Source organism: Leisingera coralii (assembly GCF_049056525.1).
Classification (GTDB): Bacteria; Pseudomonadota; Alphaproteobacteria; order Rhodobacterales; family Rhodobacteraceae; genus Leisingera; species Leisingera coralii.
Window position 1 is genome coordinate 16,511 of the sequence record NZ_JBHUPT010000034.1, and the last position, 25,530, is coordinate 42,040.

A 25,530-nucleotide genomic window follows, 5' to 3' on the forward strand; every position below is an offset into this window, starting at 1 on the left:
TCAGCTAGCTGCGCGGATCAGATCTGCGGGCCGGATCAGTTCGGCCGCACCGCCACCAGAACGACGCCCAGTTCCTCTTCCAGTTCCTGCAGTTTCTTGAGCTGGTCTTCCGGCAGCGCGGCGGTATCCGCTTCCACCTCGGCCAGCGCCACGACAGGGCTTCCGATATCTTTCTCGAGAGCCTTGATCGCGTTGAGCTTCTCAGTTTCAAGTGTGGCGAGCGGGTACAGCATTGTTGTCTCCTGTCTGTTGATGAGGTTGAGTATAGCCGGTTTTTCCCGGTGCGGGCCGATTGATTTCAGGCTGGGCCGCGCGGCGGCCTAGTGTGCGCGGGTTTGAATAAAACGCTCAGCGTTATTTACTTTCCGGGGAGGCTGCACTGACCTTCCGGTCAGGCGGTTTGATTCGAAACTGCGGCCGGACCGGTCCGGCGCCCGGGCGGAAACAAACGCCGCAATCTGAGGGGATTGGAGGGGGATCCTGCCCATTTCTCTGCCGCCAGCCTGACCGCCGCCACAAAACCCGGCTCTATTGCCACAATTCATGCTTGTTTCGGTTGTGGAAACAACTGCCGCTCGAATGCCGCCGCCGCATGCCGGAATGCGCATGTTTGCCCGGTTGAATGATGGAATTACGCCTGATTGCGGAAACAATGGGGGCGGTTTCAGGCCGGATTCAGGCCGCAATCTTCAGCCGGCGCTGCCGAATGGGGGTAATTTTAGGCAATTTTTTGGCTTTGAGGTCGCAAGGACCTAAAGTATGCATGGATTAGCCCATTTGGGGGGGCGAGTTCTGCGAGCTGCTGGACTGTGGTGGACTGCTAAAAATTGAATCAAGTCCCGGTGCCGTGTTTTCGGGCACACCACTGATCAGAAAGCTGATGCTATCCGATTGCGCGCTGTTCTAGCGCGCAAACCAGTGCGTGCGCGTTCTGGCTCCCAACCCGCGTGGGCTGGTGGTTCCGGCTGCGGCAGTCCGCAAGGCTGTCCGGCGGACCCGGCAGATGGGGTTTTGCGCCTGACCGGTGAGGAGAGGGTAATGACAATGAGTAACGATAAGCCGAATCCGGCGAAGGACGGGATTGTTGAGGGCACTTCGGGCGACGACCTGATCGATGCCGCCTACACCGGCGATCCGGAAGGCGACATGGTCGACCACGGCGATGCCATCGACCCGGCGGCAGGGCCGGATGACGATGTCATCCTTGCCGGGGACGGTGACGACAGCATCTATGCGGGCGCAGGCAACGATACCGTCGAGGGCGGCAGCGGAGATGACCTGATCCTGGGCGACGGTGTGTCAGGCGCCACCCAGCCGGTCACCATTACCATCGACTGCACCACCGCGGGGATCAGGAACGAGGTATTCGCCTATACCATCGACCCGGACACCGGCGAGATCAGCAACGTCGTGGTGCTGACCGAAAACGCCAATAAGAGCGTTGGCGACAGCTTCACCTATGACGCGCCCGAAGGCGCCATTGTCGGGGTTGGCATCACCAACGTCAAAGGCACCTACTTCTCGTCCGGCTACGGCAGCAATGCGGATTTGAACTCCGACGGGCTGGTCCACACGCAGGGCTTTGGCCAGAACCCGGACGGCTCCGTGAAAATCGGCTTCGAGGATCTGCCCGGCCTTGGCGACCAGGATTTCGACGACGTCAAGCTGACCGTCGACCTGGGCGACTCGGGAACCACCTTCGACAACCCCCATTTCGACTATTCCTCGGATCCGCTGGACCCGGTGGTGCCGGGCGATGACCTGCTGATCGGCGGTGACGGCGATGACACCATCCTGGGCGGCGGCGGCGATGACACAATCATCGGCGGCAACGGTTCGGACTTTGCGGACGGCGGTGACGGCGACGATGTGATCGACACCTCCAAGGACAGCAGCGTGCCGCTGCCGGACCGCGGCTTCCCGGGCTACACCGGCACCAACCCGGACATCCCCTTTGTCCCGGCCGACCCCGATCCGTTTGACGACAGGGACACGGTCCTGGGCGGCGAGGGCAACGACACCGTCTTCACCGGCGACGATGCTGACCTGATCGACGGCGGCGCCGGCATGGATGTGATCGACGGCGGACTCGACGACGACACCATCGAAGGCGGTGCGGATGGGGATGTGCTGATCGGCAGCGAAGGTTCCGACATCCTCGTGGGCGGCGGCGGCGATGACACCATCTTCGGCGGCCTGGACCCGGCTTTCCCGGATGTGCTGAACATCACCGACGACGGCGGCGACGGCCGCCCCGCGGATCCGGATCCCACCAACGGGATGGATATGATCAGCGGCGGTTCCGGCAATGACGTGATCTTCGGCCAGGACGATGACGATGTCATCACCGGCGGTTCGGGCGATGACACCATCGATGCGGGCATCGACGACGACGAGGTCCGGGGCGGCTCCGGCAATGACGTGATCACCGGCGGCCACGGCGCCGACACCCTGCTGGGCGGCGCCGACCGCGATATCTTCCTGGGGGCCACGGCTGGCGATATCGTCGACGGCGGCTCGGATGGCGATGACTTCGACATTCTGGACCTGACCGGCACCGGCCCGTTTGAGCTGACCGGCGTTACCGTGGATCCGGACGGCAACAGTATCTCGGGCACCGTCAACTTCCTGGACGGTGACGGGGAGGTGACCGGCTCGATGAGCTTTGGCGAGATCGAGCAGATCATTCCCTGTTTCACGCCGGGCACCCTGATCGCCACCCCGCTGGGCGAGCGCCGGGTCGAGGATCTGCAGGCTGGCGACCGGGTGATCACCCGCGACAACGGCATCCAGGAGATCCGCTGGATTGCGGCCCGCACGCTGGAAGGCCAGGACCTGGCCGGTGCCTCGCATCTGCAGCCGGTGCTGATCCGCCAGGGCGCCCTGGGCAATGGCCTGCCGGAGCGCGACATGATGGTCAGCCCCAACCACCGGGTGCTGGTCGCCAACGACAAGACCGCGCTGTATTTCGAGGACCGCGAGGTTCTGGTGGCGGCCAAGCATCTGACCGGGCTGGCCGGTGTTGACCGGGTTGAGCTGACCGAGGTCACCTATATCCACTTCATGTTCGATCAGCATGAAGTGGTGCTGTCTGATGGTGCCTGGACCGAGAGCTTCCAGCCCGGCGACCATTCCTTGCGCGGTCTGGACAATGCTCAGCGCAACGAGCTGTTTGAGCTGTTCCCCGAGCTGAAATCGGAACAAGGCCGCGCGGCCTATACCGCGGCGCGCCGGTCCCTGCGCAAACACGAGGCGCATCTGCTTGTGCATTGAATAATGCAACTGCCGTTTTGGGGGAGGCGGCAGCATCAAGCGTAGCGCAGGAAGGCAGGGCCCCGTGCCCTGCCTTCTCTGTGTCTGAGGAATCAGCGGCGGCGCCAGGCGGCCCAGTCCTCCGGCGTGTCCAGATCGGTCAGCGCGTGGGCCTTGGGCAGGGCAACCAATTTTACGGCTTCTCCTTTCAGCACACCGCGGGCGCCCTGATCGCCGCTTAGGGCCTTCAGGGCCGCAAAGCAGCGGCTTGGGAACAGCACCGGGTGGCCCGGGGTTCCGTCTTCTGCCGTGGCGCGCAGGATGGGGCTGCTGCTGCCGCGGAAGCGGGCTGCCAGACGCAGCATATCCTGGGTCTCGACCTCCGGCATGTCGGCGGGCAGGATCATCACGCCGTCGCATCCCTCGGGCAGCGCCGTCACGCCGCGGCGGATCGAGGCGGCCATGCCTTCATCCGCGTCCGGAACCGGAATGGGGACCGCCGTGCCAATGGCGGCTGCGCGGGGATGGGTGGAACTGGGTAATGTCACGTAGACCTGCAGTCCGGTCAGGGCGGCGCGGCGGCAGATACGCGACAGCAGGGGTTCGCCGTCCACCTCCTCCATCAGCTTGTCACGGCCCTGCATCCGCGAGGAGGCGCCTGCCGCGAGCAGGAGAATGGCGATGGCGGTCATGGAATCCCGGTCCTTTGGTCTGGGGCTAAAGGCCGGATGCCTCCGGCGGGGATATTTTTAGCCAGATGAAGAGGCGGATCCAGTGAAAGCCGCAGGGGGAGCGTGAATGTAGGTCAGCAAAGCTGACCAAATGTTTCGCGCGCGAAACATTCGGGTAAGGGGGCTGACGTAACCGTTGCGGACCGGACGCGAGGTCACCGTGCGCTGGTGCGGCAACAGGGGGCAGGCAGGTCAGGCTTGCTGACCTGCCTGAGGGGCATCAGCCGCGCATCCGGGCGCCGCCGGCGTCGAACAGCGGCTCGGTAATCAGGCGGGCCTTGTACATCTTGCCGAGGATTTCGATCTCGACAGCCAAGCCTTCCTTGGCGCGCTCCGTCGGCACGAAGCCCAGCGCGATGGATTTCTGCGCGTGGTGCGAGTAGCCGCCGGAGGTGCAGAAGCCGGCCACCGTGCCGTCGAGCCAGATCGGCTCATAGGCGACCACATCGGCGTCGTCCGCCTCGACCTCAAAGGCGCAGAGCTGGCGGGCGGGGCCTGCGTCGCGTTCGGCCTCAGCGGCGGCGCGGCCAATGAAATCAACGGGTTTCTTGAAGGAGATGAAGCGGTCCAGCCCGGTCTCCGCGGCCGTGTAGTCGGGCGAGAATTCCCGCAGCCAGGAGCCGAAGAACTTGTCGAGCCGCAGCGACATCATTGCCCGCATGCCGAAGGGCTTCATGCCGTGCGGCTGGCCGGCGGTCCAGAGCGCGTCCCAAAGGGCGCGTTGGCTGGGCAGGTCGCAGTAGATCTCATACCCCAGATCGCCGGTGTAGCTGACGCGCTGCACAATGCAGTCGGCCATGCCCACGGTCAGGCGGCGCACATCCATGAAGCGCATGTCCGAGATGTCCTGGCGCGTGCAGGCCTGCAGGACTTCGCGTGCCTTGGGGCCTGCGATCTGGAAGCCGTTGCGGGTGTCGGAGATGTTTTCGAGGGACACACCGTCGTTCAGATTCTGCAGGAACCAGCGCATGTGGTAGGCCTGCGAGCCGTAGGAGGCAGTGAGCTGGAACTCCTCTTCCGAGAGGCAGGAGATGGTGAAATCGCCGATCAGACGGCCCTTGGGCGACAGCATGGGTGTCAGCGACAGGCGGCCCGGCTGCGGCACCCGGCCTGCCATGATGCGGTCGAGCCAGGCGCGGGCGCCGGCCCCCTTGACCAGGTACTTGCCGAAGTTGTGGACTTCGTTGATGCCCACGTTTTCGCGCACCGCCTTGACCTCGCGCGCGGTGGCCTCGAAGGCGTTGGAGCGGCGGAAGGACGGGGTCTCATACCGCGGCTCGTCACCCTCGGCGAAGTAGTTCGGGACCTCCATGCCGTATTGCGCACCCCAGACCGCGCCCATGCCGTCGAAGATGTCATACATCGGGGTGGTGCGGAACGGGCGGGCGGCGGGCAGCTCCTCGTTCGGGTAGGCGATGGAGAAGCGTTTCTGATAGTTTTCAATGACTTTCGGCCGCGTGTAGCCCGGGGTGATCCAGTCGCCGAAGCGGGCGCAGTCCATCGCGAAAGTGTCGCGCTCGCATTCGCCCTCGACCATCCACTGGGCCAGCATCAGGCCGACGCCGCCGCCCTGGGAGAAACCGGCCATGACCGCGCAGGCGGACCAGTAGTTGCGCATGCCGGGCACAGGGCCGACCAGTGGGTTGCCGTCAGGGGCAAAGGTGAAGGGGCCGTGGATCACCGATTTGACGCCTGCGGCCTCCAGCGCGGGGAAGCGTTTGTAGGCGAAGGCGATGGAATCCTCGATCTTGTCGAAGTCATCGGGCAGCAGCTCGTGGCCGAAGTCCCAGGGGGTGCCGTCGACCGCCCAGGGTTTGCAGGGCTGTTCGTAGAAGCCGATGCAGAGGCCGCGGCCCTCTTGCCTGAGGTAGCTTTCGCCGGCCGGGTCCATCACGTGCGGATGCTCGCCGCCGCCGTCGATGATCTCGGCAATCATCGGCACCTCGTCGGTGACGATATACTGGTGCTCCATCGGGTGCAGCGGGAAGTAGACGCCGGCCATGGCACCGACCTCGCGGGCCCACAAGCCGCCTGCGTTGACAACGTGTTCGGCGTGGACAGTGCCCTTGTTCGTCACCACGTCCCAGGTGCCGTCAGGGCGCTGGTTGGTCTCGATCACCTTGCAGTGGGTCTCAATCGTGGCGCCGCCCATGCGTGCGGCCTTGGCATAGGCGTGGGTGGTGCCGGACGGATCGAGGTGGCCGTCGAGCGGGTCATACAGGCCGCCGATGATGCCGTCCACATTGGTGACAGGGGCGATCTTCTTGATCTCTTCGGGGGAGACAATTTCGGTCTCCAGCCCCATGAAGCGGTGCTTGGCGCGCTCGGCCTTCAGCATGTCGAAACGTTCCTGGGTCTCCGCCAGGGTGACGCCGCCGACGTGGTGCAGGCCGCAGGACATGCCGGTGATCTCTTCCAGCTCCTTGTAGAGCTTGATGGTGTAGCCCTGCAGCGCCGCCATGTTGGTGTCGCCGTTGAGCGTATGAAAGCCGCCCGCTGCGTGCCAGGTGGAGCCGGAGGTGAGCTCCGAGCGTTCGATCAGCATGACGTCGGACCAGCCGAGCTTGGTCAGGTGGTAAAGGACAGAGCAGCCGACGACGCCGCCGCCGATAACTGCCACGCGGGTGGTGGTTTTCATGTGGGCCTCCCTGAATAGGTGTTGCCTGCATTCTGTACAGAAGTGAACAGTAGTCCAGCACAAAAACGACCCCGCGTGACGCTGCGGGGAGGGCGGGCCGCCGCAGGGTCACTCGGATGTACGGAAGCGGCTGTTCTGGATGACAAAAATTGCGGTGAGCGGCGCCACCAGGAGGATCACGCCAACGGTGATCAGCAGCGTGCCGAGCTGGGAATAGTCGGCGGGGGTGGTGATGGTGCCGGCCGAATCTGTCACCTCGCGCGTCACCACGAAGATCTCGTTCAGGTATTTGGTGCCCAGGCTGGAGGCCGAGAGCGCCAGGTTGGTGAAGGAGGCCATGACGGCAAAGAATGTCGCCTTGAGCCCCGAAGGCGCGTTGCGGGCGATCCAGGCGAGCATCGGGATCATCGCGACCTGGCCCAGCGGCGATTCAACCGCAGTGTCGACAATGGCGATGAAGCGGGCGTCGACCACGCCGCCGGTCATTTCGGAGGTCCAGTGGTGGGCGCCGTAGTAGAGCGCGATGTTGGGCAGGCTGAGCACGGCTTCGGTGATCGCCAGGAAGGCGACGATCCAGGCGATCGGGCGGCTGGCCATCATCGGGCGGAAGATCAGCATGCCCGCCAGCGTCAGCAGCGAGGTGATCAGGGACAGGACCGACAGGAATTGCTGGTCAAAGCCCAGCACGTCGATCTCAAACCAGGTGGCGCCGGGGCCGCGCAGCGGGGTGGCACGGTAGACAAAGATGATGATGGCGGTGCCGATCAGGGCGCGGGCGTGGTCCTTGGGCAGGACCGCCACCAACTGGCGCATCAGGAACAGCACGATGGCCATGGAGCCGGCAAAGACGATTTCCTGCGAGTAGGGCACGTCGCCCAGGCCGACGGCGAGCGACAGCGCGACAAAGGCGCCGCCGCCGATGAAATACCAGTGGTTCGGGGTGACCGGCTCGCGCGGCAGTTCGATGCGGCTGCGGATCTCGGCCTCGTCCACGCCCGCGCGGCGCAGCCGGGCGGCCTTGCGCCATTTCTGCCAGACCGCCAGCGCCACGCCGGACAGGGAGATCACCGGGATCAGCAGGGCGAGGGTGAAGACAAAGCCGTAAAGCGCGCCCTTTTCCGGCTGCGGCAGCGCGTCGGCGCCGTCGAACAGGGCGACGTTCAGGGCCGCGGCGGCGCTGGAGCCGCCGATCAGCGCGATGCGCCCGAAGGTCTGCATGGTGGTGTGCAGGGACTTGGTTTCGGCCTCCGGCAGCGGATTGCCGTACGCGTCGGTGTGCGGCACGGCCTCCACCGACATGGCATCGGCCACCACGTCCTGCAGCACGAATCCGCAAGGCGCGAGCAGCGCGGCGGTAACATACCAGGCGTTGAGCGGCATCACCGCGCCCATCATCGCCGGTTCCAGCACAATGGCGGCAAGGATGCCATAGCTGCCGGCCATCAGCCCGGCGCCGGCAAGGATCAGCAGGTATTTCCAGCGCCAGATCAGGTCGACCAAGTGGCCCAGCGGCATCTTCAGCGCCCAGGGCAGGCCCACCCAGAATGCCAGTCCGGCCAGGAAGGCAGCCGACAAGTCCAGGTATTCCTTGACGAAAAACGAGGCGGCGACGGTGGTGATGCCCTGCGCGCCAAAGGCGAAATAGATCATGAGCGGCGGCAGGAAGGACCAGCGGAGCTGCCGGAACAGCTCCAGAACGACCCGGTCGAAGCCATTCCAGGCCAGCACCGCCGCGCGCGTCATGACTGCACCTGATGCATGACAGGACGCATAGCGGGACTCACGACAGGGGCCGGATCTTGAGCCCCGTGACCCGGTTGCCTTCCCGTTCGGTCACCTCGAAGCGGAAGCCGTGGAAGGAGAACACCTGGCCCTTGGTGGGGATCATCTGGGCCTCGTGGATCACCAGGCCCGCGATGGTGTTGGCCTCGTCATCCGGCAGGTTCCACTCGGTGGCCCGGTTCACGTCGCGGATGGTGGCTGCGCCTTCGACCAGATAGGAGCCGTCAGAGGCTTTCTTGACGATGCTTTCCTCGTGCGGGTCGAATTCGTCGGTAATCTCGCCGACGATCTCTTCCAGGATGTCCTCCAGCGTGATCAGCCCCTGCAGGGCGCCGTATTCGTCCACCACCAGCGCAAAATGCGAGCGCATCCGCAAGAACTGGCGCATCTGCTCGTCCAGGGTGGTGGTTTCGGGCACGAAATAGGGGGCCTTGGCGACCTCGGTGATGTCGAAGGACTTGAGCCGTTCGGTATTGCCGTCGGCGCCGCCGGCCTCGGTGTACATCGACCGGAACAGATCCTTGGCGTGGACCACGCCGATGATGTTTTCCTGTTCGCCGCGGAACACCGGCAGGCGGGTGTGCTGGCTTTGCAGGCACTGCTCCAGGATGGTTTCCGGCTCTGCGTCCGCGTCGATCATCTCGATGTTGGAGCGGTGCAGCATGATCTCCTCGACAAAGCGGTCGGAAAGGTCGAGCGCGCCCAGGATGCGGTCGCGGTCCTCTTTCTCGACGACGCCTTCGGAATGGCCCAGGTGCAGGGCGCCGGCAATCTCCTCGCGCACCGCCATGATGTGGCTGTCCGGATCGATCTGAACGCCGAAGATGCGCAGCACGCCGCGCACGAAGAGCCGCACCGCGCCCACCACCGGCGACAGCACCTTGACGATGATCGCGATCGGCGCCGAGACGGCGGAGGCGGCCTTTTCAGCGTTGGAAATGGCGTAGGTCTTGGGCAGAACCTCAGCAAAGATCAGCACCAGCAGGGTCATCACCAGCGTCGCCATTGCAACGCCGCCTTCACCGAACAGGCGGGTGAAGAGCGCAGTCGCGAGCGAAGCCGCGAGGATGTTGACGACGTTGTTGCCCAGCAGGACCGAGCCGATCAGCCGCTCGTTGTCTTCGGTGATCACAAGCGCGCGCCTGGCCCCTGCAGAGCCCTTGTCGGCCTGGCTGCGCAGCTTACCGCGGGAGGCGGCGGTCAGCGCGGTCTCGGAGCCGGAGAAAAAACCGGAGCAGACCAGCAGCAGGGCAATCGAGCCCGTGGTGATCCAGAAATCGCTGTCAAAAACAGTAGTGGCGGGGTCCATTTTTGGTCCGTTGTTGAGAATGTCTGCACAGTTATGGGGGCTGGCCCGCGCCGCTTCAAGCGTCAGGCCTGATCCTGTGCCAGCGGGTGATGCTCCAGCACCAGTTCCTGCAGCCGGGCGTCCAGAACATGGGTGTAAATTTCGGTGGTGGCAATGTCGGCGTGCCCCAGCAGCGCCTGGATCGCGCGCAGGTCGGCGCCATTGGCCAGAAGATGGGTGGCAAACGCATGGCGCAGCGTGTGCGGCGTGACCTTGTCCGGTGAAACGCCGCCGGTCACCGCCAGTTCCTTGATCAGCAGGTAGAACCGGTGCCGGGTCAGGTGGCCGGATTTGCCGCGCGAGGGAAACAGGAAGCGGGAGGCCGGGGTGCCCTTCGCTTCGCGCCCGGCCTCTGCGTCGTCACGGACCAGCAGCCAGGCCGCCAGCGCCTCGCGCGCGGGCGGCGACAGCGGCACCATGCGCTCCTTGCCGCCCTTGCCCATGATCAGCAGCATCCGGGGGTCGCCGCGGGCGGCCGAGACCGGCAGCGAGACCAGCTCGGTCACCCGCATTCCCGTCGCATAGAGCAGTTCCATCAGGCAGGTGTTTCGCAGCCGGTCGGCCTCGCTGCGGCCGGTCTTGCGGGCGGCCTCCAGCAGGCGGTCGACCTCGATCACCTCCAGCGTTTTCGGCAGCCGTTTCTCGCGGCCCGGGCCGCGGATCTGGATCGCTGGATTGTCCTCGCGCCAGCCTTCCTCAAAGGCGAAACGGTAGATTTGCTTGACGGCCGACAGCCGCCGCGCCCGGGTGGAGCGGGCCAGCCCCTGGGCGTCGCAGTTGATCAGATAGGCCTCGATATCGTCCTGGGAGGCGGTGAGGAAATCCAGGGAGCGGTGCTCCAGCCAGGCGGTCAGGTCCTTGAGGTCGCGGCCATAGGCCAGCAGCGTGTTCTGCGAGGCGCCGGTCTCTGCCGCCTGGGCGTCGAGGAACGTGGAGATCCACTGCAAATTGTCGCGCGGTGCGGCCATGTCACTGCCGCTCCAGCAGCATCAGCTGAAGCGAGGCGCGCCGGGCGGTGTCTTCCAGCCCGACGGAGCGGAAGGCGGCCAGCGCGGCGGTCAGGTCGCCCAGATTGCCGTCGGACCCTTGCGCAAACAGCACCATGCTGCGCAGGATCGCCTCGCCCAGCTGGCCGTTGTCCAGCTGCTGCCGGATCGCGGCGGGAACCGGCGGCTCCGCAGCAAACCCCAGCGCGATGGCTTCCGCCAGCGGCGACGGGGCCGGGGCGTTGCCGGGCCGTCCCCGGGCAAGCCCTGCCAGGAACTGCTCCTGAGCGCCATCGGCGGGCATGTCATGCGCGGCCAGCTCATAAAGCGGTGACAAGAGGCGAATGCGCCAGGCCAGGGCTTTCTCGGGGCCGTTCAGCTTTGCCCGGGACAGCGGCTCGGCAAAGAGGTCGGCAAAAACGGTTTCTGTGCCCGCTTCCTGCATCGCCTCCCAGGCGCGGGGCAGGGAGGCGGCAAGCGCATCTGCACTGCCGGAATTCAGATCTTGCTCCAGCTGCTGCACCGCCGCAACCCGGTCCCAGATGCCGCCCGACGCGGCCGGTTTGCGGTCGCTGAACAGGCCAAGGTACTGGTTGGGATTGAGCGCGCCGCCGCGGGCCAGCCGCTCGGCCGCCTCCAGCTGGGCCTTCCAGCCGACAATGTCGCGCAGGTCTGCCGCGGCAAAGGCCGGCGGCAGCGGCGCCGTGGGCATCGGCTCGCCAATGGTTTCGAACAGGCGGAATGTCAGCGGATCCGGCGCCGCGGGATGGGGCAGGGGCGGCGCCCCCTCGTAGAGGTCGGGGTTGAGGAACCGGTCCAGCAGGTCCATCCGGTCCTTGGGCAGCAGCTCCAGCGCGTGGGCGGTTTCCAGCATCAGCGCCGCGGTCGGCCAGTCGCTGCGCCGCGCCGCGCAGAAGATCCTGGCACCGTAGCTGTCCGACAGATGCGGGGCCGCGGCCAGCGCATCGCAGGAGGCATCCTCGCTGCCGGTCAGCAGGGTGGCATCGAACCAGCGGGCAAAGCGGTCCTTGCTGGCGGCGGGGCCTGCGTGTTCCGCAAGCGCCTGCGACGGATCTGCGGCCCCGAGCGCCAGCAGCCGGTCGAGTCGGGCCAGCAGGATCCGGTCCTTGGAGGCGGCGGGCGGGCGGCTTTCCGACAGCAGCAGGGTGAACAGCAGCGCCTGCATTGCCGGGCTGCCGCGCACGGGAACGGTTTCGATCAGATGGGCGATGTCCTCGGCGCTGCTGCCGCGCCACATGTCCGGCGGCAGTCCGGTTGCCGCGGCCGGAACCAGCCCGACAGGCGGCAGCAGCGCCTCCAGCGGGGTGACCGACACCTGCGGCACCGCGGCGGTGCCGGTGACCGGCGGCTCCAGCAGCACGGTGCCGGGCAGGCCGCTGCGCGGCGGCGGCTGGTTCAGCCATTCAATTGCTGCCAGAGGCTCATTGGCGAAGGCGCTGCCTGCCAGCATGACCCCTGCGGCAGCTGCTTTAATCCGCATTCAGCACCACCGGCTTGCGCACTTCGGTGCTGGGCGCGCGGAAATCGGCGCCGAACCACGGCCCCACATAGGCGTAGCCAACCAGCCCGATCCCGGCGAGAACTACCAAGTAGACCAGATACTTAATCAAACGCCCCATAACGTGTCCAATGCCTGTTTCCTGCTCTTTTGACCAAGTTATATATTCCCTTTTCCGCAAGATCACGTCATTCACTGAAGAATGAGCGAAAAAGAGCAAATCAGCGGCCAGAAGGCAGCAGGCCCGGCGCCTGGGAAACTGAAGAAAACCATCGTGATGGTGGGGATGATGGGGGCCGGCAAGACCGCCGTGGGGCGGGCGCTGGCAGCCCGGCTGGATGTGCCCTTTCTGGACAGCGACCATGAGATCGAGGCCGCTGCCAACATGACGATCCCGGAGATTTTCGCCCGCGACGGCGAGCCGTTTTTCCGCCAGAAAGAGCGGCAGGTGATTGCCCGCCTGCTGGAAGAGGAGCGCGGGGTGCTGTCGACCGGCGGCGGCGCCTTTCTGGCGCAGGAGAACCGTGAGGTGATCACCGCAAAGGGCGTCTCTGTCTGGCTGGACGCAGGTTTGGATGTGCTGTGGAACCGGGTCCGCCACCGCGACACCCGGCCGCTGCTGCGCACCGCCGATCCCTATGCGACGCTTCGGGGCCTGTACGAGCAGCGGGTGCCGCTTTATGCGAAGGCAGATCTGACCGTCGCCTCCGACGGCCAGGCCGCGATCGAAACCATGGTTGACCGCGTGCTGGACGCCTTGAAGGCACGCCCCGATGTACTGGAGTGGGAATGATGGAACGCACGGTTCACGTGCCCCTGGGCGAACGCGCCTATGATGTGGTGATCGGCCCCGGGCTGCTGGCGCAGGCGGGCGAGCGGATCAAGCCGCTCTTGAAGCGGCCGCAGGTGGCGGTGCTGACCGACGAGACCGTGGCGGAGAAACATCTGGACGCCTTGCGCGCCGGCCTGGCGGCTGCGGGCGTGGAGATGACCGCGCTGGCGCTGCCGCCGGGCGAGGCAACCAAGGGCTGGCCGCAGTTCACCCGGGCAGTCGAATGGCTCCTAGAGCAGAAGGTGGAGCGCGGCGACGTGGTTGTCGCCTTTGGCGGCGGGGTGATCGGCGACCTGGCCGGTTTTGCCGCCGCCGTTCTGCGCCGCGGGGTGCGGTTTGTGCAGATCCCGACCTCGCTCTTGGCGCAGGTCGACAGTTCCGTGGGCGGCAAGACCGGCATCAACGCGCCGCAGGGCAAGAACCTGATCGGCGCCTTCCATCAGCCGTCGCTGGTGCTGGCCGATACTTCGGTGCTGGAGACACTGCAGCCGCGCGACTTCCTGTCCGGTTATGGCGAGGTGGTGAAATACGGGCTGCTGGGCGATGCGGCGTTCTTTGCCTGGCTCGAGGAGAACGGCCCGGCCCTGGCCGCTGGCGATGTCGCCGCGCGGGTCGAGGCGGTGGCGCGCTCGGTGCAGATGAAGGCGGACATCGTCGTGCGCGACGAGACCGAGCAGGGCGACCGGGCGCTGCTGAACCTGGGCCATACCTTTTGCCATGCGCTGGAGGCGGCGACCGGCTATTCGGACCGGCTGCTGCATGGCGAGGGCGTGGCGATCGGTTGCGCGCTGGCGTTTGAGCTGTCGGCGAAACTGGGGCTGTGTTCCCAGGAGGACCCGAGCCGGGTGCGGGCGCATCTGAAGGCGATGGGCATGAAGACCGATCTGGCGGATATCCCCGGCGAGCTGCCGGGAGCCGAGGCGCTGCTGGAGCTGATGGGTCAGGACAAGAAGGTTGTTGCCGGCCAGCTGCGGTTCATCCTGGCGCGCGGCATCGGTGAGGCTTTCGTGACCGGAGATGTGCCACCGGAGCAGGTCCTGTCGGTGCTGCGCAGCGCCGGAGCCTGAGCGGCAGGATTGGATAGGAAACCAAAAGGGCAGCCGCAGGGGCTGCCCTTTTTTGTGTTCAGTGCCGGAGGCGGCGGCCCGGCTCAGGCCGCGGCGCTGCCGGAGTCACAGCCGGGCTGATCGGCGTCGAATTCGATTGTCATGTGCGGCTCGCCCCCGCTTGGCGGGCGGGACAGCGCTGGCAGAGAGCCGGACGCCTGGGGAACAGTGAACTGAGTGACGAGCTCCCGCAGCTCCTGCGCCTGTTCCGACAGGGAGGTGGTGGCGGCGGTGGTCTGTTCGGCCATGGCGGCGTTCTGCTGCGCCATCACTTCCAGCTCGCCCACGGCGGTGTTGACGTCTCCCATCTGCACCGACTGTTCCTTGATATTGCCGGCAATTTCCACGACCAGGCTGGAAATCTCCCCGACCTGCTCGTTCACGCTGGACATCGCCTGGCCTGCCTGATCCACCAGCGTGGCACCGTTCTTGACCTGCTCGGAGCTGCGGGCGGTCAGCTCGTCGATCTGCTGCACCGCATCGGCGCAGCGCTGCGCCAGCATCCGCACTTCGCTGGCGACCACCGCAAAGCCGCGGCCTGCTTCGCCGGCCCGGGCCGCCTCGACGCCGGCATTCAGCGCCAGCAGGTTGGTCTGGAAGGCGATATCCTGGATCACCTTGGTGATCTGCGAGATCTCCTGCGAGGATTCCTGCAGCTTGTCCATGGCGACGATGGTGTTTTTCACCACCTGGTCGCAGGAGGCGACGCCATTCTGCGCGCTGTCGGCCAGCCGTTCGGCACGGCCGGCATTTTCCGCCGAATGCTGCACGCTGGCGGTCAGTTCGCGCATGGCGTGGGTGGTCTTTTCCAGCGTGGCCGACTCCGCCTCGGTGCGGTGGGCCAGGTCCATCGAGGCTTCGGCAATCGACTTGGTGCTTTCGTCGACGCTGCTGGTCAGCTCGCCGATGGAGGACACCGCTTCGCTCAGCGCTTTCAGGGAGTCGTTGAAGTCCATCCGGATCGACTTGAATTCCACCGGAAAATACTCCTGGATCGGGTTGTCCAGCCGCTTGTTCTGGAGGTCCATCAGGGCGGCACCGATACGGCGGGCAACCGACAGGATTTCCTCGCGCCGCTCTTCTTCGGCCCTGGTTTCCTCTTCCTGCTTCTGCTGGGTCACGGTGCGCAGCTCGACGACATTGCGGGCGACGGCGCCGATCTCGTCCCGGCGGCTGGCGCCAGGAACTTCGGTGCTGGTGTCACCGCTGGCAAGTTTCTTCAGGGCGCTGTTCAGCACCGACAACCCTTTGGTCATATCGCGCGCGATCACAAGGCTCAGGGCGAGAACGACAGTAAGCAGCACGGCGGCGAAAATGGCCATCTCGGTCAGCAGCAGCTTGTTCTGCGCATCGTAAGCAGCCATGTCTTCTTCGAGGTGCTGAATGAGAATGGATTCCTTGTCCCGCAGAACCTTGAGCATGTCGGTTGCCGCCGAAAACCAGGTTTCCGCGTCCAGGCCGGACAGATCGCCTCCGGTCAATACTGCCTGCCGGATCTCCTCAAATCGCTTCATTTCGGGGGTGGATTTCAGAGTGGCCACGGCGTTGCGGTCTTCGGCTGTTGCAAAGTCGAGGAACCGCTCCAAACGCTCCTTGAAGCGCTCGTGCGTTGCGACGAAAACCTGGAAATCTGCAGGGGTCCAGCCGTTTGCGAAACCGACGGCGCCGGCAGCCCGCTCCAATCCGGCCGCGTCTTTAGCCCGCAAGTACAGCGACAGGGCGACGGCTTCCTGTGAGATCCTAGGATCGTCCACCTTCTGCGCAACGGAAAGACCGGTCTGGATCAGTGCTGTGTTCAAATTGGTATAATACTCAACTGCCGTGCGCACCGGCACGGAACGGCTGGCAATCTGCTGGCGGACTTCCTTTTTGCGGGCCAGCTCGGTTTGGGCGGCGCGGAATGACTGCATGGCTTCCGTGCTCAGACCCTCGCGGTCGACCAGTTCGAGTTTGGAAAGAAAACCGGCCATCGCGTCGTCATTCTGCTGGCGGATCTTGACCAGCGCCTCCGGCATCACCGCGGAGCCCCCGCCGAGGAAGCCGGCGCTGATCCCGCGTTCGACCTGCAGGGAGTGAACCAGGCTGCTGGTGCTTTCCAGCAGTTCCCCGGCCAGCACCGTGTTCACCTGCGCCCGCTGATACAGCTCTATCAGCTTGTTGCCCATGAACCAGAGGCTGAGAAGCAGCGGAGCTGCCAACAGCATTGTGATCTTCACCTTGATCGAGAGATGCTGCAGAAAACGCATACCCATAATTTGAACCCTTGTTACACATTTATCGCGCTGGTTGTGTTCACCTTGCATAATGTCTCTTAATATTCGGCTACCCCGAGCGACGGGGCGGGCTCTGCGGCAAAGCCGCCACCAACCGGCGTTGAGGGCCGCCGTGCGCGGACAGGCGGTAACCGGATTTAGTATTGAAATGAAAAAGAAAAATGCCGCTGCAGGCGGGCTTCAGATCCGCGGCTGAGCCAGGGTTCCCGGAACGGGCAACCCGCTTCCAAATGTGCAGATACCGCGGGGAAAAACGTTAAATCACCCGAAAGCACCGCGATAATTTGAAAAGCCCCCAAGGCGTGGCGCCTGGGGGCTTTGTTGCGATTGCTGTTAGCCGGCTGGCCGGTGCCGCGGGCCTTAGAACGGAATTTCGTCGTCGTCGATATTGTGGGAGGCGCCGCCGCCGTACCCGCCGCCGCCGCCACCGCTGCCCTGCGGGCCGCTGTCATAGCCGCCGCCGTATCCGCCGCCCTGGCTGCCGCCGCCATAGCCGCCACCGCCCTGGCCGCCGCCGTACCCGCCGCCGCCGCCTTCGCCGCGGCCGTCAAGCATGGTCAGGGTGGAGCCGAAGCCCTGCAGAACCACCTCGGTCGAGTACCGGTCCTGGCCGCTTTGGTCCTGCCATTTGCGGGTTTGCAGCTGGCCTTCGACATAGACCTTGGAGCCCTTGCGGAGATACTGTTCGCAAACCCGCACCAGGCCCTCGTTGAAAATTGCCACGGAATGCCATTCGGTGCGCTCGCGGCGCTCACCGGTGTTGCGGTCCTTCCAGGTTTCCGACGTGGCGATGCGCAGGTTGCAGACCTTGCCGCCGTTCTGGAAGCTGCGCACCTCGGGGTCGCGGCCCAGGTTGCCGATGAGCATAACTTTGTTGAGTGAGCCGGCCATAGGGTTCCGTCCTTTAGTTTCTGTTCGTCTTGTCCAGCAGCGGCCGGGCTCGAATCCGGCCCCGCCGCGTTCCGGGGACAGTATAGCCCCATGACCAGCGTGAAAAGCAGGCATCTGTGGATGCTTTCGAGCGCCCGGACGCCGGATTTGCGGCGGTTTACGCCTGTGTTGCTTTAAATTTGTTTCGCATTGGGTATATTGCCCGCAGTGGGACAGTATCAGGACAGCGTAAATGCGCAAAGCCGTTGCGGGGTTGGTGATTGCGGTCGTGGGAGCAGGGCAGCCAGCCGCGGCCGATGTATTGAGCACGAAAAGCCGGCGGGACCTGTTTGCCGCCCATACCAGGGTTCTGGATGGCCGGGCGGCGGCGCAGTACAAGAACTCGGCCCGGCTGCAGCCGAAATCCTACAGCATTCCCTCAGCCGCGCGCACGCTGCCCTATAGCGGAAAGTACCGGGGCCAATACCTGGAGATGGCGCGCGATGCGGCCCGCCAGCATGGTGTGCCCGAGGAGCTGTTCCTGCGCCTGGTGCAGCAGGAGAGCAACTGGAACCCGAATGCCAAATCGCACAAGGGCGCGCTGGGGCTGGCGCAGCTGATGCCTGCCACTGCGCGGGCGCTGGGGGTCAACCCGGCGGTTCCGCAACAGAACCTGGAGGGCGGCGCCCGCTATCTGGCGCGGCAGTTCCGCAAGTTCGGCTCCTGGCGGCTGGCGCTGGCGGCCTATAACGCCGGGCCGGAGGCCGTGGTGAAATACGGCGGGGTGCCGCCCTACAAGGAAACCCAGAACTATGTGAAGAAGATCTGGGGCAGCTGAGGCTGCTGCCGCGGCCTCGCCGCAGCCGCCAGGCTGATCTTTCTGGGCTGGTTAACCTGCGGGCAACCTTCCTTAATGCCCCGTTAACTCCGTCAAGGCGTCACGCATTTGCCTTAATTTTTCGTGAATCTGATCGCAGGTTCAGGAGGAAATGCCGTGCATATCAACAGCTTCGACGACAGGCTTGACCGGATCGGCCGGCAGCCGAGCGCCGTGCCCACGCGTGAGATGATCGACAGCGTGCTGGGCAGCCGCCTGACGCGGCGGCCGCGCAGCGCCGTCCTCAGCCTTGCGGGCGCGGTGACTGGCCTGGTGATCGGGGTTGCCCTCAAGGGCATGGTCCTGCCCGGCTCGCCCTGGGGGCCGGGCACCGGGCTGCCAGGTGCGATTGGCGGCAGCCTGGCACTGGCCGGCCTGGCGGCCTCGGTAGCCGCGGCCCTGTATGTGGCGGTCAAGGCAAGCCAGGCGCCGCGGCTGATGCAATTTGCCTCGATAAACCTCCTGATGATCGTGATGGTTCTCTTGAGCGGACCGTGACGGCCCCCGTGGGAGTGGGGGACTGCCGTGGAGCCCCATGCGCCGCCGCTGTGCCGCGCGTGGGGTTTTGCTTTGCCGGGGGCCAGCATGAAACAGCCCTTGATGCTCGACAAGCCTGAGCAGCAGGGCGCCGCGGGCTGGGAAATGGCGGCGCTATGAGGCGCAGCTGGAGCCGCTCCAGGAGGCCCTGGCCGGACAGGCTTGGGTACTCCAGTGTCAGCAGTGGGACCGGCACGCCGCGGAAGCCGGCGGCTTGAACCGGAACCAGGCTGAGCTGCGCCGGGCCAGGCCGTTCCAGACGCCTCCAAACATGCAGGCGCCGCCGCCTGGACCAGGCAGCGGCGCTGTTTTTGTTTGTGCGGCGGTTGCGGCCGCGGTTACTCCGCAGCGACCTTGATCACTGGCTTCATCCGCTCCAGCACCTCGTCGCTGAGGTGGCATTTGACCTGATGCCCATCACCCAGCTGGCGCACCGGCGGCACTTCGCGTTCGCACAATCCGCCCGGCACCTCGGACTTCCAGCGGCAGCGGGTCTGGAACGGGCAGCCCGGGGGCGGGTTCATCGCCGAGGGGATGTCGCCCTCGAGCACGATGTGCTCCTTCTCAACCGAGGTATCGGCAATCGGCACCGCCGACAGCAGGGCCTCGGTATAGGGGTGGTAGGGCGGCGAGAACACCTGGTCGGTGGTGCCCAGCTCCACCACATGGCCCAGGTACATCACCATCACCCGGTCCGACAGGTAGCGCACGATCGACAGGTCGTGGGAGATGAACAGCAGCGTGGTCTTTTCCTTGCGCTGGATCTCCATCAAGAGGTCGGTGACGGCGGCCTGCACCGAGACGTCCAGCGCCGAGACCGGCTCGTCCGCCACCACGATGCGGGCGCCGCCGGCAAAGGCGCGGGCGATGCCCACCCGCTGCTTCTGGCCGCCGGACAGCTGCCGCGGCATCCGGTCGGCAAAGGCGCGCGGCAGCTTCACCAGGTCGAGCAGTTCCAGCATCTTCTTGCGCCGCTCGGCCTCGGAATTGCCGACGCCGAAGATCTCCAGCGCCCGCATGATCTGGCGGCCCACGGTCATCGACGGGTTCAGCGTGTCGAACGGGTTCTGGAACACCATCTGCACGTCGGAGACAGTCTTGGTGTCGCGCTCCTCGATCGGGATCTGCTCGATATTGCGGTTGTCGAGCAGGATCTGGCCCTCGGTCGCGGTTTCCAGGCCCATCAGCACCTTGGCAAAGGTCGACTTGCCGCAGCCGGATTCGCCGACGATGGCGAGGGTTTCGGATTCACGCGCCTCGAAGCTGAGCGTCTCGTTGGCCTTCACCACCTTCTTCTCGCCGCCGCCGAACAGCGCATTGGCAGCAACCTCATAGTATTTCTTGAGGTTGTCCATCTTCAGCACCACATTGCCGGGCGCGGTCTTCTCCTTCTGCTCGCCGGCAATCAGCGGCGCGTTCCAGTCGATCTCCTCGAACCGCAGGCAGCGGGTCTCGTGCCGGTCGTTGCCATGCACGGGTGCCATCGGAATGACCCGGTCGACATCGCAGCGCCCTTCTTCGAAATAGTCGCAGCGGGGGCCGAAGTTGCAGCCGGGCGGCCGTTCGTGGGGCAGGGGGAAGTTGCCGGGGATCGCCACCAGCGGCCGCGCGTTCTTGTCTGCGCCGGGCAGCGGGATCGAGCGGAACAGCGCCTGGGTGTAGGGGTGCTGCATCTCGTCAAAGACGTCACGGATCGAGCCGCGCTCCACCGCTTCGCCGGAATACATCACGCAGAGCCGGTCGCAGGTTTCCAGCACCAGGCCGAGGTTGTGGGAGATGAACAGCATCGAGGTGCCGTATTTCTTGCCCAGGTCCTTTACCAGTTCGACCACCGCGGCCTCCACCGTCACGTCCAGCGCGGTGGTGGGCTCATCGAGGATCAGCAGCGACGGTTTCGACATCAGAGCCATCGCGATCACGATACGCTGCTGCTGGCCGCCCGACAGCTGGTGCGGGAAGGAGTTCAGCATCCGCTCCGGGTCGGGCAGGCGCACGTCTGTGACCACTTCCAGGGCGCGCTGATAAGCTTCCTTCTCGCCGACGCCCTCGTGGATCATCGGCACTTCCATCAGCTGCTTGCCGATCTTCATCGCCGGGTTCAGCGAGGCCATCGGTTCCTGATAGATCATCGCGATCTCGTTGCCGCGGATGTCGCGCAGCTCTTCCGCGCTCATCTCGCTCAGGTCGCGGCCCTTGAACTTGATGGAGCCGCCGACGATGCGGCCGTTCTTGCCCAGGTCCTGCATCACCCCCAGCGCCACGGTGGATTTGCCGCAGCCGGACTCGCCGACCAGGCCCACCGCCTCGCCCGGCTGCACCGCGACGGAGAAGTCCATCACCGCCGGGATTTCGCGCAGGCGCGTGAAGAAGGAGATCGACAGCTTGTCGATCTCCAGGATCGGGCCGTCATAATCTGCCAGTTTGTTCATGTTCTTATCTCCCTGTTGAGGCTGGAAGGGACCGGATCCCTTTCATCTGGCCTCAAATATCCCGGGGGGGCGGGGGCTGGCCCCCGGTCCCCCGGTTCGGATCAATCCTTCAGGCTCTCTTCACGCAGGCCGTCGGCCAGCAGGTTCAGACCCAGAACCAGCGTCAGCAGTGCGAAGGCAGGCGGCAGGGCCGGGTGCAGGTAGATCGACAGCAGCTTGCGGCCGTCATTGATGGTCGATCCCCAGTCCGGGCTTTCCGGCGGCAGGCCAAGGCCGAAGAAGCCCAGGGTCCCCAGCAGGATGGTGGTATAGCCGATGCGCAGGCAGAAATCGACGATCAGCGGCCCGCGCGCGTTGGGCAGGATCTCCCACAGCATGATGTACCAGGGGCCCTCGCCGCGGGTCTGGGCGGCAGCCACATAGTCGCGGGTCTTGATGTCCAGCGTCAGGCCGCGAACGATACGGAACACGGTGGGCGAGTTGACGAAGACCACCGAGACAAACACAACCAGGATGCCGCCGGGGATGTCGAACAGGTCCATGACCCGCGGCAGGCCCCAGATCGCATAGTCCGGCGTGTTGATCAGATAACCGCCGTTGGAGACCAGCTGCAGGTAGAACCAGATCACCGTGCCCAGCACCACCGGCAGCAGCCAGTTGCGCAGCTTGGGGCGGGTGTAATAGCGCGAGTTCAGCAGCACCCCGATAAAGATGATCGGGAACACGAACAGGATGATCGCCATGTAGTTCGGCACGCCGGTGGCGACGATCTCGGGTGTCACCAGCAGGTAGAACAGCAGGATCACCGGGAAGGCCAGGATCAGGTTGGCGGCGAAGGACAGGGTGGTGTCCAGCCGGCCGCCGTAATAGCCCGCGGGCAGGCCCAGGGTGATCCCCACCATGAAGGCAAAGACCGCGGCCATCGGGGCAATCTTGATGACTTCCCAGGCGCCTTTGACAAGGCGGCTGAACACGTCGCGGGCCAGGTTGTCGCCGCCCAGAAGATAATAGGGGTAGTCGCCTTCGCCGGCACCGCGCAGCGGCGTGCCGGGCAGCTTGTTCTTCATGCCCGAGACCTGGGTCAGCGGGTCATGGGTGACGATTATGTCCATGGCGCCGTAGATGCCGGTGAACACCCAGAACATCACCAGGCCAAAGCCGATCATGCCGATGGGGCTGTCAAACAGCTTGCCATAAAGCCCCAGCCGCCGTTTGAAGCCGATCGAGAGTGCAAACAGGATCACCATCGAAATCCAGACCGGCGACAGCTGGTAGATGATCCGCAGGGTGATTTCAAAAAAACCAAGAGGTTCCATGCTCAGCTGCCTTCCTTAAGAGATCCGGATACGCGGGTTCAGGTACACATAGCCGATGTCGGAGATCAGCTGGGTGACCAGCACCACGACGACTGAGACCACGGAGACGGCCAGCAGCAGTTCGATGTCGTTGTTGCCCGCTGCTTCCACCAGCACCCAGCCGAAGCCCTTGTAGTTGAACAGGGTCTCGACGATCACCACGCCGTTCAGCAGCCAGGGGAACTGCAGCATGATAACGGTGAAGGGGGCAATCAGCGCGTTGCGCAGCGCGTGCTTCAGAACGATGTTGTGGAAGCTGACGCCCTTGAGGCGCGCGGTGCGGATGTACTGCGCTGTCATCACCTCGGTCATCGAGGCGCGGGTCATCCGGGCGATGTAGCCCATGCCGTAAAGCGCAATGGTCAGCACCGGCAGGAAGAAGTTCTCGAAGTTCGGGTTGTCCATCGCCGAGGTGGCGGTGCCCTTGAACCATTTCAGCCCGACGGTGGAAGAGGTGAACACGGCGATGAAGATCACGCCAGAGACGTATTCGGGCGTGGCCGTGGTCAGGATCGACGCGGTCGACAGGCTCCGGTCGGTGGCCGAGCCCTCGCGCATCCCCGCCAGAACGCCGATGATCAGCGCCGAGGGCACCATCAGCACCAGCACCCAGAACATCAGGCGGCCGGTATTGCCGAGGCGTTCGGCAATGATCGCGGAGACTTCATCCTTGAACCGGGTCGAGTAGCCCCAGTCGCCTTGCAGAATGCCGCAGAAGGTGGGCGCCTCGGCGGCTTGCTCGGCACTGACGGCGCCGGTGATGCAGCGGCCGGTGATGCCTTTCTCGGTTTCGCGGGTCCAGCCCGGGAGCACGCCCAGCCACTGGCCGTATTTGGAGACCATGGGGCCGCCATAGCCGTTGGCGTCCAGCCAGCTGGCCACGGCCTCATCCGACATCCGGAAGTTGCCTTGGGTTTTGGCGAGTTTCTCGAGGTTAGGGTAGAGGTTCGTCAGGAAAAACACGATGAACGTCAGGCACAGGGCCGTCAGCAGCATCACGCCCGAACGTCGGAGAATGAAAAGTCCCATGGGGTCCCCTGTCAGTCTGGCGGATCGGACCCGGTTGAAAGCGCGGGTCTCTTATCGTCTTAGCTGGAATGCACCGCCCCGGGAGGGGGCGGTGCAGGAGGCCGGAGCGGTTCCGGGAGCCGGTCAGGCAGCCCAGCCCCACTTGTAGTGGTGATGCTCGAAGGAGATGTGCATGTCGGCACCGGCGACGCCTTCGCGCAGGTGGCGGTACAGCGAACGCCAGTAAGGCTGAATGGTCACGCCTTCTTCCTGGATCAGCGCCTCGCCCTTGGCGGCGATTTCGCGGCGCTTGTCGGCGTCGGCAATCGACAGGGCCTCGGCCAGCAGCGCGTCGAACTCGGGGTTGGACCAGCCGAATTCGTTCCAGGCTTCACCCGACTTGTAGGCCAGTGCCCAGATCTGCACGCCCAGCGGGCGGTGGTTCCAGTTGGTGGAGCTGAACGGGTATTTCGCCCAGTCGTTCCAGAAGGTCGAGCCCGGCAGAACGGTCCGCTTCACCTTGAAGCCCGCGTCGCGCAGCTGCGCGGCCACCGCGTCGGTGGTGTTCCGGCGCCAGTCGTCGTCGATGGACAGCAGCTCGTGCTCGTAGTCCATCATGCCGGCTTCTTCCATCAGGGCGCGGGCAGCTTCCGGATCGGTTTTTTGCGGCGGCAGTTCGGCATACTCCGGATGGATCGGGCCGACATGGTGGTTTTCGGCAGGCTCGCCGCGGCCGCCATAGCCCAGTTCCAGGCAGACGGAGTTGTCGACGGCCATCTGGATCGCCTTGCGGACGCGCTTGTCGGCGTAGACCTTCTTGCCGTCAATTTCGGCCAGCTGGTTCGGGCGGATCACCAGGGTTGCCATGGTGACAACTTCGGACTTCTGGTAGCCGAGGCCGTCCAGCACGTCGATGAATTCACCCACGGATTCATGCAGCATGTCGACTTCGTCGGATTCCAGCGCCGCCATCCACGACGACGGGTCGGTGCCGAAATCGATGTATTCGATGCGGTCCAGGGCCGGCTTGCCGAAGACGGACTCGCCCCACCAGGCGTGATCAGCGTTGCGTTCCAGCGTGGCCTTCACGCCCACTTCCAGCTCGGTCAGCAGGTAGGGGCCGGTGCCCACGTTGGCGAGGAAGTTGTCGTTCTGGTAGCTGGAATGCACGATGGCGGCCGGGTAGTCGGCCATGCCGGCGATCAGCGAGATGTCCGAGGACGGCAGGTTCAGCTTGACGGTGTGGCTGTCGACCACCTCGATGCCGCCTTCCACGGCCTGGCCGGTTTCCTCGTCGATCAGGGTGCCGAAGCGGCCGGCCATCGAGTTGCCCTCGACCGCCTTGTCGCACCAGGCGGCGATGTTGCGGGCCACGTCCTCGGCGGTGAAGTCGTCGCCGTTGTTCCACTTGACGCCCTGGCGGACATTCAGGGTGTAGACGGTGGCGTCCTCGTTGATTTCCCAGCTTTCCAGCAGCATCGGGCTGAAGGAGCCGTCGTTGTTGTATTCCACCAGGTATTCCATGGTGCCGCGGGTCTGGTTGCCCATCTCCGACCAGTCATAGGTGCGCGGGTCCTTCAGCGGGCGCACGCTCATCTGCACGCGCAGGGTGCCGCCTTCCTGCATGTTTTCTGCAGCCTTGGCCGGTGCCGCCATACCGATCATGCCGTAGGCCGCGGTGGCAGTCACACCCAGAGCGGTGGCGCGGGTCAGGAACTCGCGGCGGTCGAGCTTGCCGTCCAGCACTTCTTTGGCGTGCATCTTGGCCGCCCAATGCACCGGGGCTCCGTTGATGGTGTCTTTGGTCATTTAGGTCTCCCTGTTGTAGCGTTTGCTTTTATTATCTTGCGCAACGGCTATCGGCTCAGCGGCTTGCCGAGCGTTTGTGAAGCACGTTTTGGATTAAAGTTTCCCCATAGCTGCATTCGGGCAGAGATATGCCCTTTCGTCAATGCACAGTTTCGCCGTTTCGCTGTAGAAATACGAC

The 25,530-nt window shown here is 64.8% G+C and carries 19 protein-coding genes; 5 read left to right on the top strand and 14 right to left on the bottom strand.

The features are described from left to right. Window positions 1-35: 35 nt before the first annotated feature. On the bottom strand, window positions 36-233 hold the full coding sequence (locus ACFMBG_RS12525; protein WP_421055037.1) for a hypothetical protein: 198 nt from the start codon (window positions 231-233) through the stop codon (window positions 36-38). An 811-nt stretch (window positions 234-1,044) separates the two neighbouring features. Between ACFMBG_RS12525 and ACFMBG_RS12530 the strand changes: the two genes are divergently transcribed. Further along, window positions 1,045-3,273 (top strand): Hint domain-containing protein, encoded by a 2,229-nt coding sequence (locus tag ACFMBG_RS12530; RefSeq protein WP_421055188.1) that lies wholly within the window; start codon window positions 1,045-1,047, stop codon window positions 3,271-3,273. 92 nt (window positions 3,274-3,365) lie between these two features. On the opposite strand, the gene ACFMBG_RS12535 is transcribed toward ACFMBG_RS12530, so the two are convergent. The 7 genes from ACFMBG_RS12535 to ACFMBG_RS12565 form a co-directional block, all read right to left on the bottom strand. Continuing rightward, complete coding sequence (locus tag ACFMBG_RS12535; protein WP_421055038.1) at window positions 3,366-3,944, bottom strand: nucleotidyltransferase family protein; 579 nt, start codon at window positions 3,942-3,944, stop codon at window positions 3,366-3,368. A 259-nt stretch (window positions 3,945-4,203) separates the two neighbouring features. After that, window positions 4,204-6,621, bottom strand: coding sequence for a GcvT family protein (locus ACFMBG_RS12540; protein WP_421055039.1), 2,418 nt, complete (start codon window positions 6,619-6,621; stop codon window positions 4,204-4,206). A 108-nt stretch (window positions 6,622-6,729) separates the two neighbouring features. Continuing rightward, window positions 6,730-8,364: an MFS transporter gene (locus ACFMBG_RS12545; protein ID WP_421055040.1), complete on the bottom strand. Its 1,635-nt coding sequence runs from the start codon at window positions 8,362-8,364 to the stop codon at window positions 6,730-6,732. Between the two features lie 37 nt (window positions 8,365-8,401). Further along, entirely contained in the window at window positions 8,402-9,712 is a 1,311-nt protein-coding gene (locus ACFMBG_RS12550) for an HlyC/CorC family transporter (protein ID WP_421055041.1), read from the bottom strand. 62 nt (window positions 9,713-9,774) lie between these two features. Next, a complete protein-coding gene (locus ACFMBG_RS12555; protein ID WP_421055042.1) occupies window positions 9,775-10,719 on the bottom strand; it encodes a site-specific tyrosine recombinase XerD in 945 nt (314 codons plus the stop codon). Between the two features lies 1 nt (window position 10,720). Next, window positions 10,721-12,238: a hypothetical protein gene (locus ACFMBG_RS12560; RefSeq protein WP_421055043.1), complete on the bottom strand. Its 1,518-nt coding sequence runs from the start codon at window positions 12,236-12,238 to the stop codon at window positions 10,721-10,723. Then, the gene (locus ACFMBG_RS12565) at window positions 12,228-12,377 is read right to left on the bottom strand and encodes a hypothetical protein (RefSeq protein ID WP_167332331.1); all 150 of its coding nucleotides are present in this window, start codon (window positions 12,375-12,377) and stop codon (window positions 12,228-12,230) included. The genes ACFMBG_RS12560 and ACFMBG_RS12565 overlap by 11 nt, the downstream gene beginning before the upstream one ends. Window positions 12,378-12,458: 81 nt before the next feature. On the opposite strand from ACFMBG_RS12565, the gene ACFMBG_RS12570 reads away from it, so the two are divergent. Continuing rightward, window positions 12,459-13,049, top strand: a complete 591-nt coding sequence (locus ACFMBG_RS12570) for a shikimate kinase (RefSeq protein WP_421055044.1) — start codon at window positions 12,459-12,461, stop codon at window positions 13,047-13,049. Next, window positions 13,049-14,155: a 3-dehydroquinate synthase gene (aroB, locus tag ACFMBG_RS12575; RefSeq protein WP_421055045.1), complete on the top strand. Its 1,107-nt coding sequence runs from the start codon at window positions 13,049-13,051 to the stop codon at window positions 14,153-14,155. Before ACFMBG_RS12570 ends, aroB begins: the two co-directional genes overlap by 1 nt. Before the next feature lie 83 nt (window positions 14,156-14,238). Here aroB and ACFMBG_RS12580 read toward each other — a convergent pair whose 3' ends face one another. Both ACFMBG_RS12580 and ssb read right to left on the bottom strand, forming a co-directional pair. Then, a complete protein-coding gene (locus ACFMBG_RS12580) occupies window positions 14,239-16,446 on the bottom strand; it encodes a methyl-accepting chemotaxis protein (RefSeq protein WP_421055046.1) in 2,208 nt (735 codons plus the stop codon). A 381-nt stretch (window positions 16,447-16,827) separates the two neighbouring features. Further along, a complete protein-coding gene (gene ssb, locus ACFMBG_RS12585) occupies window positions 16,828-17,358 on the bottom strand; it encodes a single-stranded DNA-binding protein (protein ID WP_421055047.1) in 531 nt (176 codons plus the stop codon). Between the two features lie 232 nt (window positions 17,359-17,590). On the opposite strand from ssb, the gene ACFMBG_RS12590 reads away from it, so the two are divergent. Next, complete coding sequence (locus ACFMBG_RS12590) at window positions 17,591-18,175, top strand: lytic transglycosylase domain-containing protein (protein ID WP_421055048.1); 585 nt, start codon at window positions 17,591-17,593, stop codon at window positions 18,173-18,175. Window positions 18,176-18,331: 156 nt separating this feature from the next. Further along, window positions 18,332-18,712 carry a hypothetical protein gene (locus ACFMBG_RS12595; RefSeq protein WP_421055049.1) on the top strand — a complete coding sequence of 127 codons (381 nt, stop codon included), beginning with the start codon at window positions 18,332-18,334 and terminating at the stop codon, window positions 18,710-18,712. Between the two features lie 377 nt (window positions 18,713-19,089). Here the strand turns inward: ACFMBG_RS12595 and ACFMBG_RS12600 are convergent, their stop codons facing one another. The 4 genes from ACFMBG_RS12600 to ACFMBG_RS12615 form a co-directional block, all read right to left on the bottom strand. Further along, window positions 19,090-21,180, bottom strand: a complete 2,091-nt coding sequence (locus tag ACFMBG_RS12600) for a dipeptide ABC transporter ATP-binding protein (protein ID WP_421055050.1) — start codon at window positions 21,178-21,180, stop codon at window positions 19,090-19,092. A 101-nt stretch (window positions 21,181-21,281) separates the two neighbouring features. Next, window positions 21,282-22,496: an ABC transporter permease gene (locus ACFMBG_RS12605; protein WP_421055051.1), complete on the bottom strand. Its 1,215-nt coding sequence runs from the start codon at window positions 22,494-22,496 to the stop codon at window positions 21,282-21,284. A 15-nt stretch (window positions 22,497-22,511) separates the two neighbouring features. After that, entirely contained in the window at window positions 22,512-23,564 is a 1,053-nt protein-coding gene (locus ACFMBG_RS12610; protein WP_421055052.1) for an ABC transporter permease, read from the bottom strand. A 123-nt stretch (window positions 23,565-23,687) separates the two neighbouring features. After that, window positions 23,688-25,352, bottom strand: a complete 1,665-nt coding sequence (locus tag ACFMBG_RS12615; protein WP_421055053.1) for an ABC transporter substrate-binding protein — start codon at window positions 25,350-25,352, stop codon at window positions 23,688-23,690. Between the last annotated feature and the right edge of the window lie 178 nt (window positions 25,353-25,530).

Excerpts from the sequence above, each read along its gene's own strand:
- ACFMBG_RS12525 (WP_421055037.1), bottom strand. The coding sequence starts at position 233 with ATGCTGTACCCGCTCGCCACACTTGAAACTGAGAAGCTCAACGCGATC.
- ACFMBG_RS12530 (WP_421055188.1), top strand. The coding sequence starts at position 1,045 with ATGAGTAACGATAAGCCGAATCCGGCGAAGGACGGGATTGTTGAGGGC.
- ACFMBG_RS12535 (WP_421055038.1), bottom strand. The coding sequence starts at position 3,944 with ATGACCGCCATCGCCATTCTCCTGCTCGCGGCAGGCGCCTCCTCGCGG.
- ACFMBG_RS12540 (WP_421055039.1), bottom strand. The coding sequence starts at position 6,621 with ATGAAAACCACCACCCGCGTGGCAGTTATCGGCGGCGGCGTCGTCGGC.
- ACFMBG_RS12545 (WP_421055040.1), bottom strand. The coding sequence starts at position 8,364 with ATGACGCGCGCGGCGGTGCTGGCCTGGAATGGCTTCGACCGGGTCGTT.
- ACFMBG_RS12550 (WP_421055041.1), bottom strand. The coding sequence starts at position 9,712 with ATGGACCCCGCCACTACTGTTTTTGACAGCGATTTCTGGATCACCACG.
- ACFMBG_RS12555 (WP_421055042.1), bottom strand. The coding sequence starts at position 10,719 with ATGGCCGCACCGCGCGACAATTTGCAGTGGATCTCCACGTTCCTCGAC.
- ACFMBG_RS12560 (WP_421055043.1), bottom strand. The coding sequence starts at position 12,238 with ATGCGGATTAAAGCAGCTGCCGCAGGGGTCATGCTGGCAGGCAGCGCC.
- ACFMBG_RS12565 (WP_167332331.1), bottom strand. The coding sequence starts at position 12,377 with ATGGGGCGTTTGATTAAGTATCTGGTCTACTTGGTAGTTCTCGCCGGG.
- ACFMBG_RS12570 (WP_421055044.1), top strand. The coding sequence starts at position 12,459 with ATGAGCGAAAAAGAGCAAATCAGCGGCCAGAAGGCAGCAGGCCCGGCG.
- aroB (WP_421055045.1), top strand. The coding sequence starts at position 13,049 with ATGGAACGCACGGTTCACGTGCCCCTGGGCGAACGCGCCTATGATGTG.
- ACFMBG_RS12580 (WP_421055046.1), bottom strand. The coding sequence starts at position 16,446 with ATGGGTATGCGTTTTCTGCAGCATCTCTCGATCAAGGTGAAGATCACA.
- ssb (WP_421055047.1), bottom strand. The coding sequence starts at position 17,358 with ATGGCCGGCTCACTCAACAAAGTTATGCTCATCGGCAACCTGGGCCGC.
- ACFMBG_RS12590 (WP_421055048.1), top strand. The coding sequence starts at position 17,591 with ATGCGCAAAGCCGTTGCGGGGTTGGTGATTGCGGTCGTGGGAGCAGGG.
- ACFMBG_RS12600 (WP_421055050.1), bottom strand. The coding sequence starts at position 21,180 with ATGAACAAACTGGCAGATTATGACGGCCCGATCCTGGAGATCGACAAG.
- ACFMBG_RS12605 (WP_421055051.1), bottom strand. The coding sequence starts at position 22,496 with ATGGAACCTCTTGGTTTTTTTGAAATCACCCTGCGGATCATCTACCAG.
- ACFMBG_RS12610 (WP_421055052.1), bottom strand. The coding sequence starts at position 23,564 with ATGGGACTTTTCATTCTCCGACGTTCGGGCGTGATGCTGCTGACGGCC.
- ACFMBG_RS12615 (WP_421055053.1), bottom strand. The coding sequence starts at position 25,352 with ATGACCAAAGACACCATCAACGGAGCCCCGGTGCATTGGGCGGCCAAG.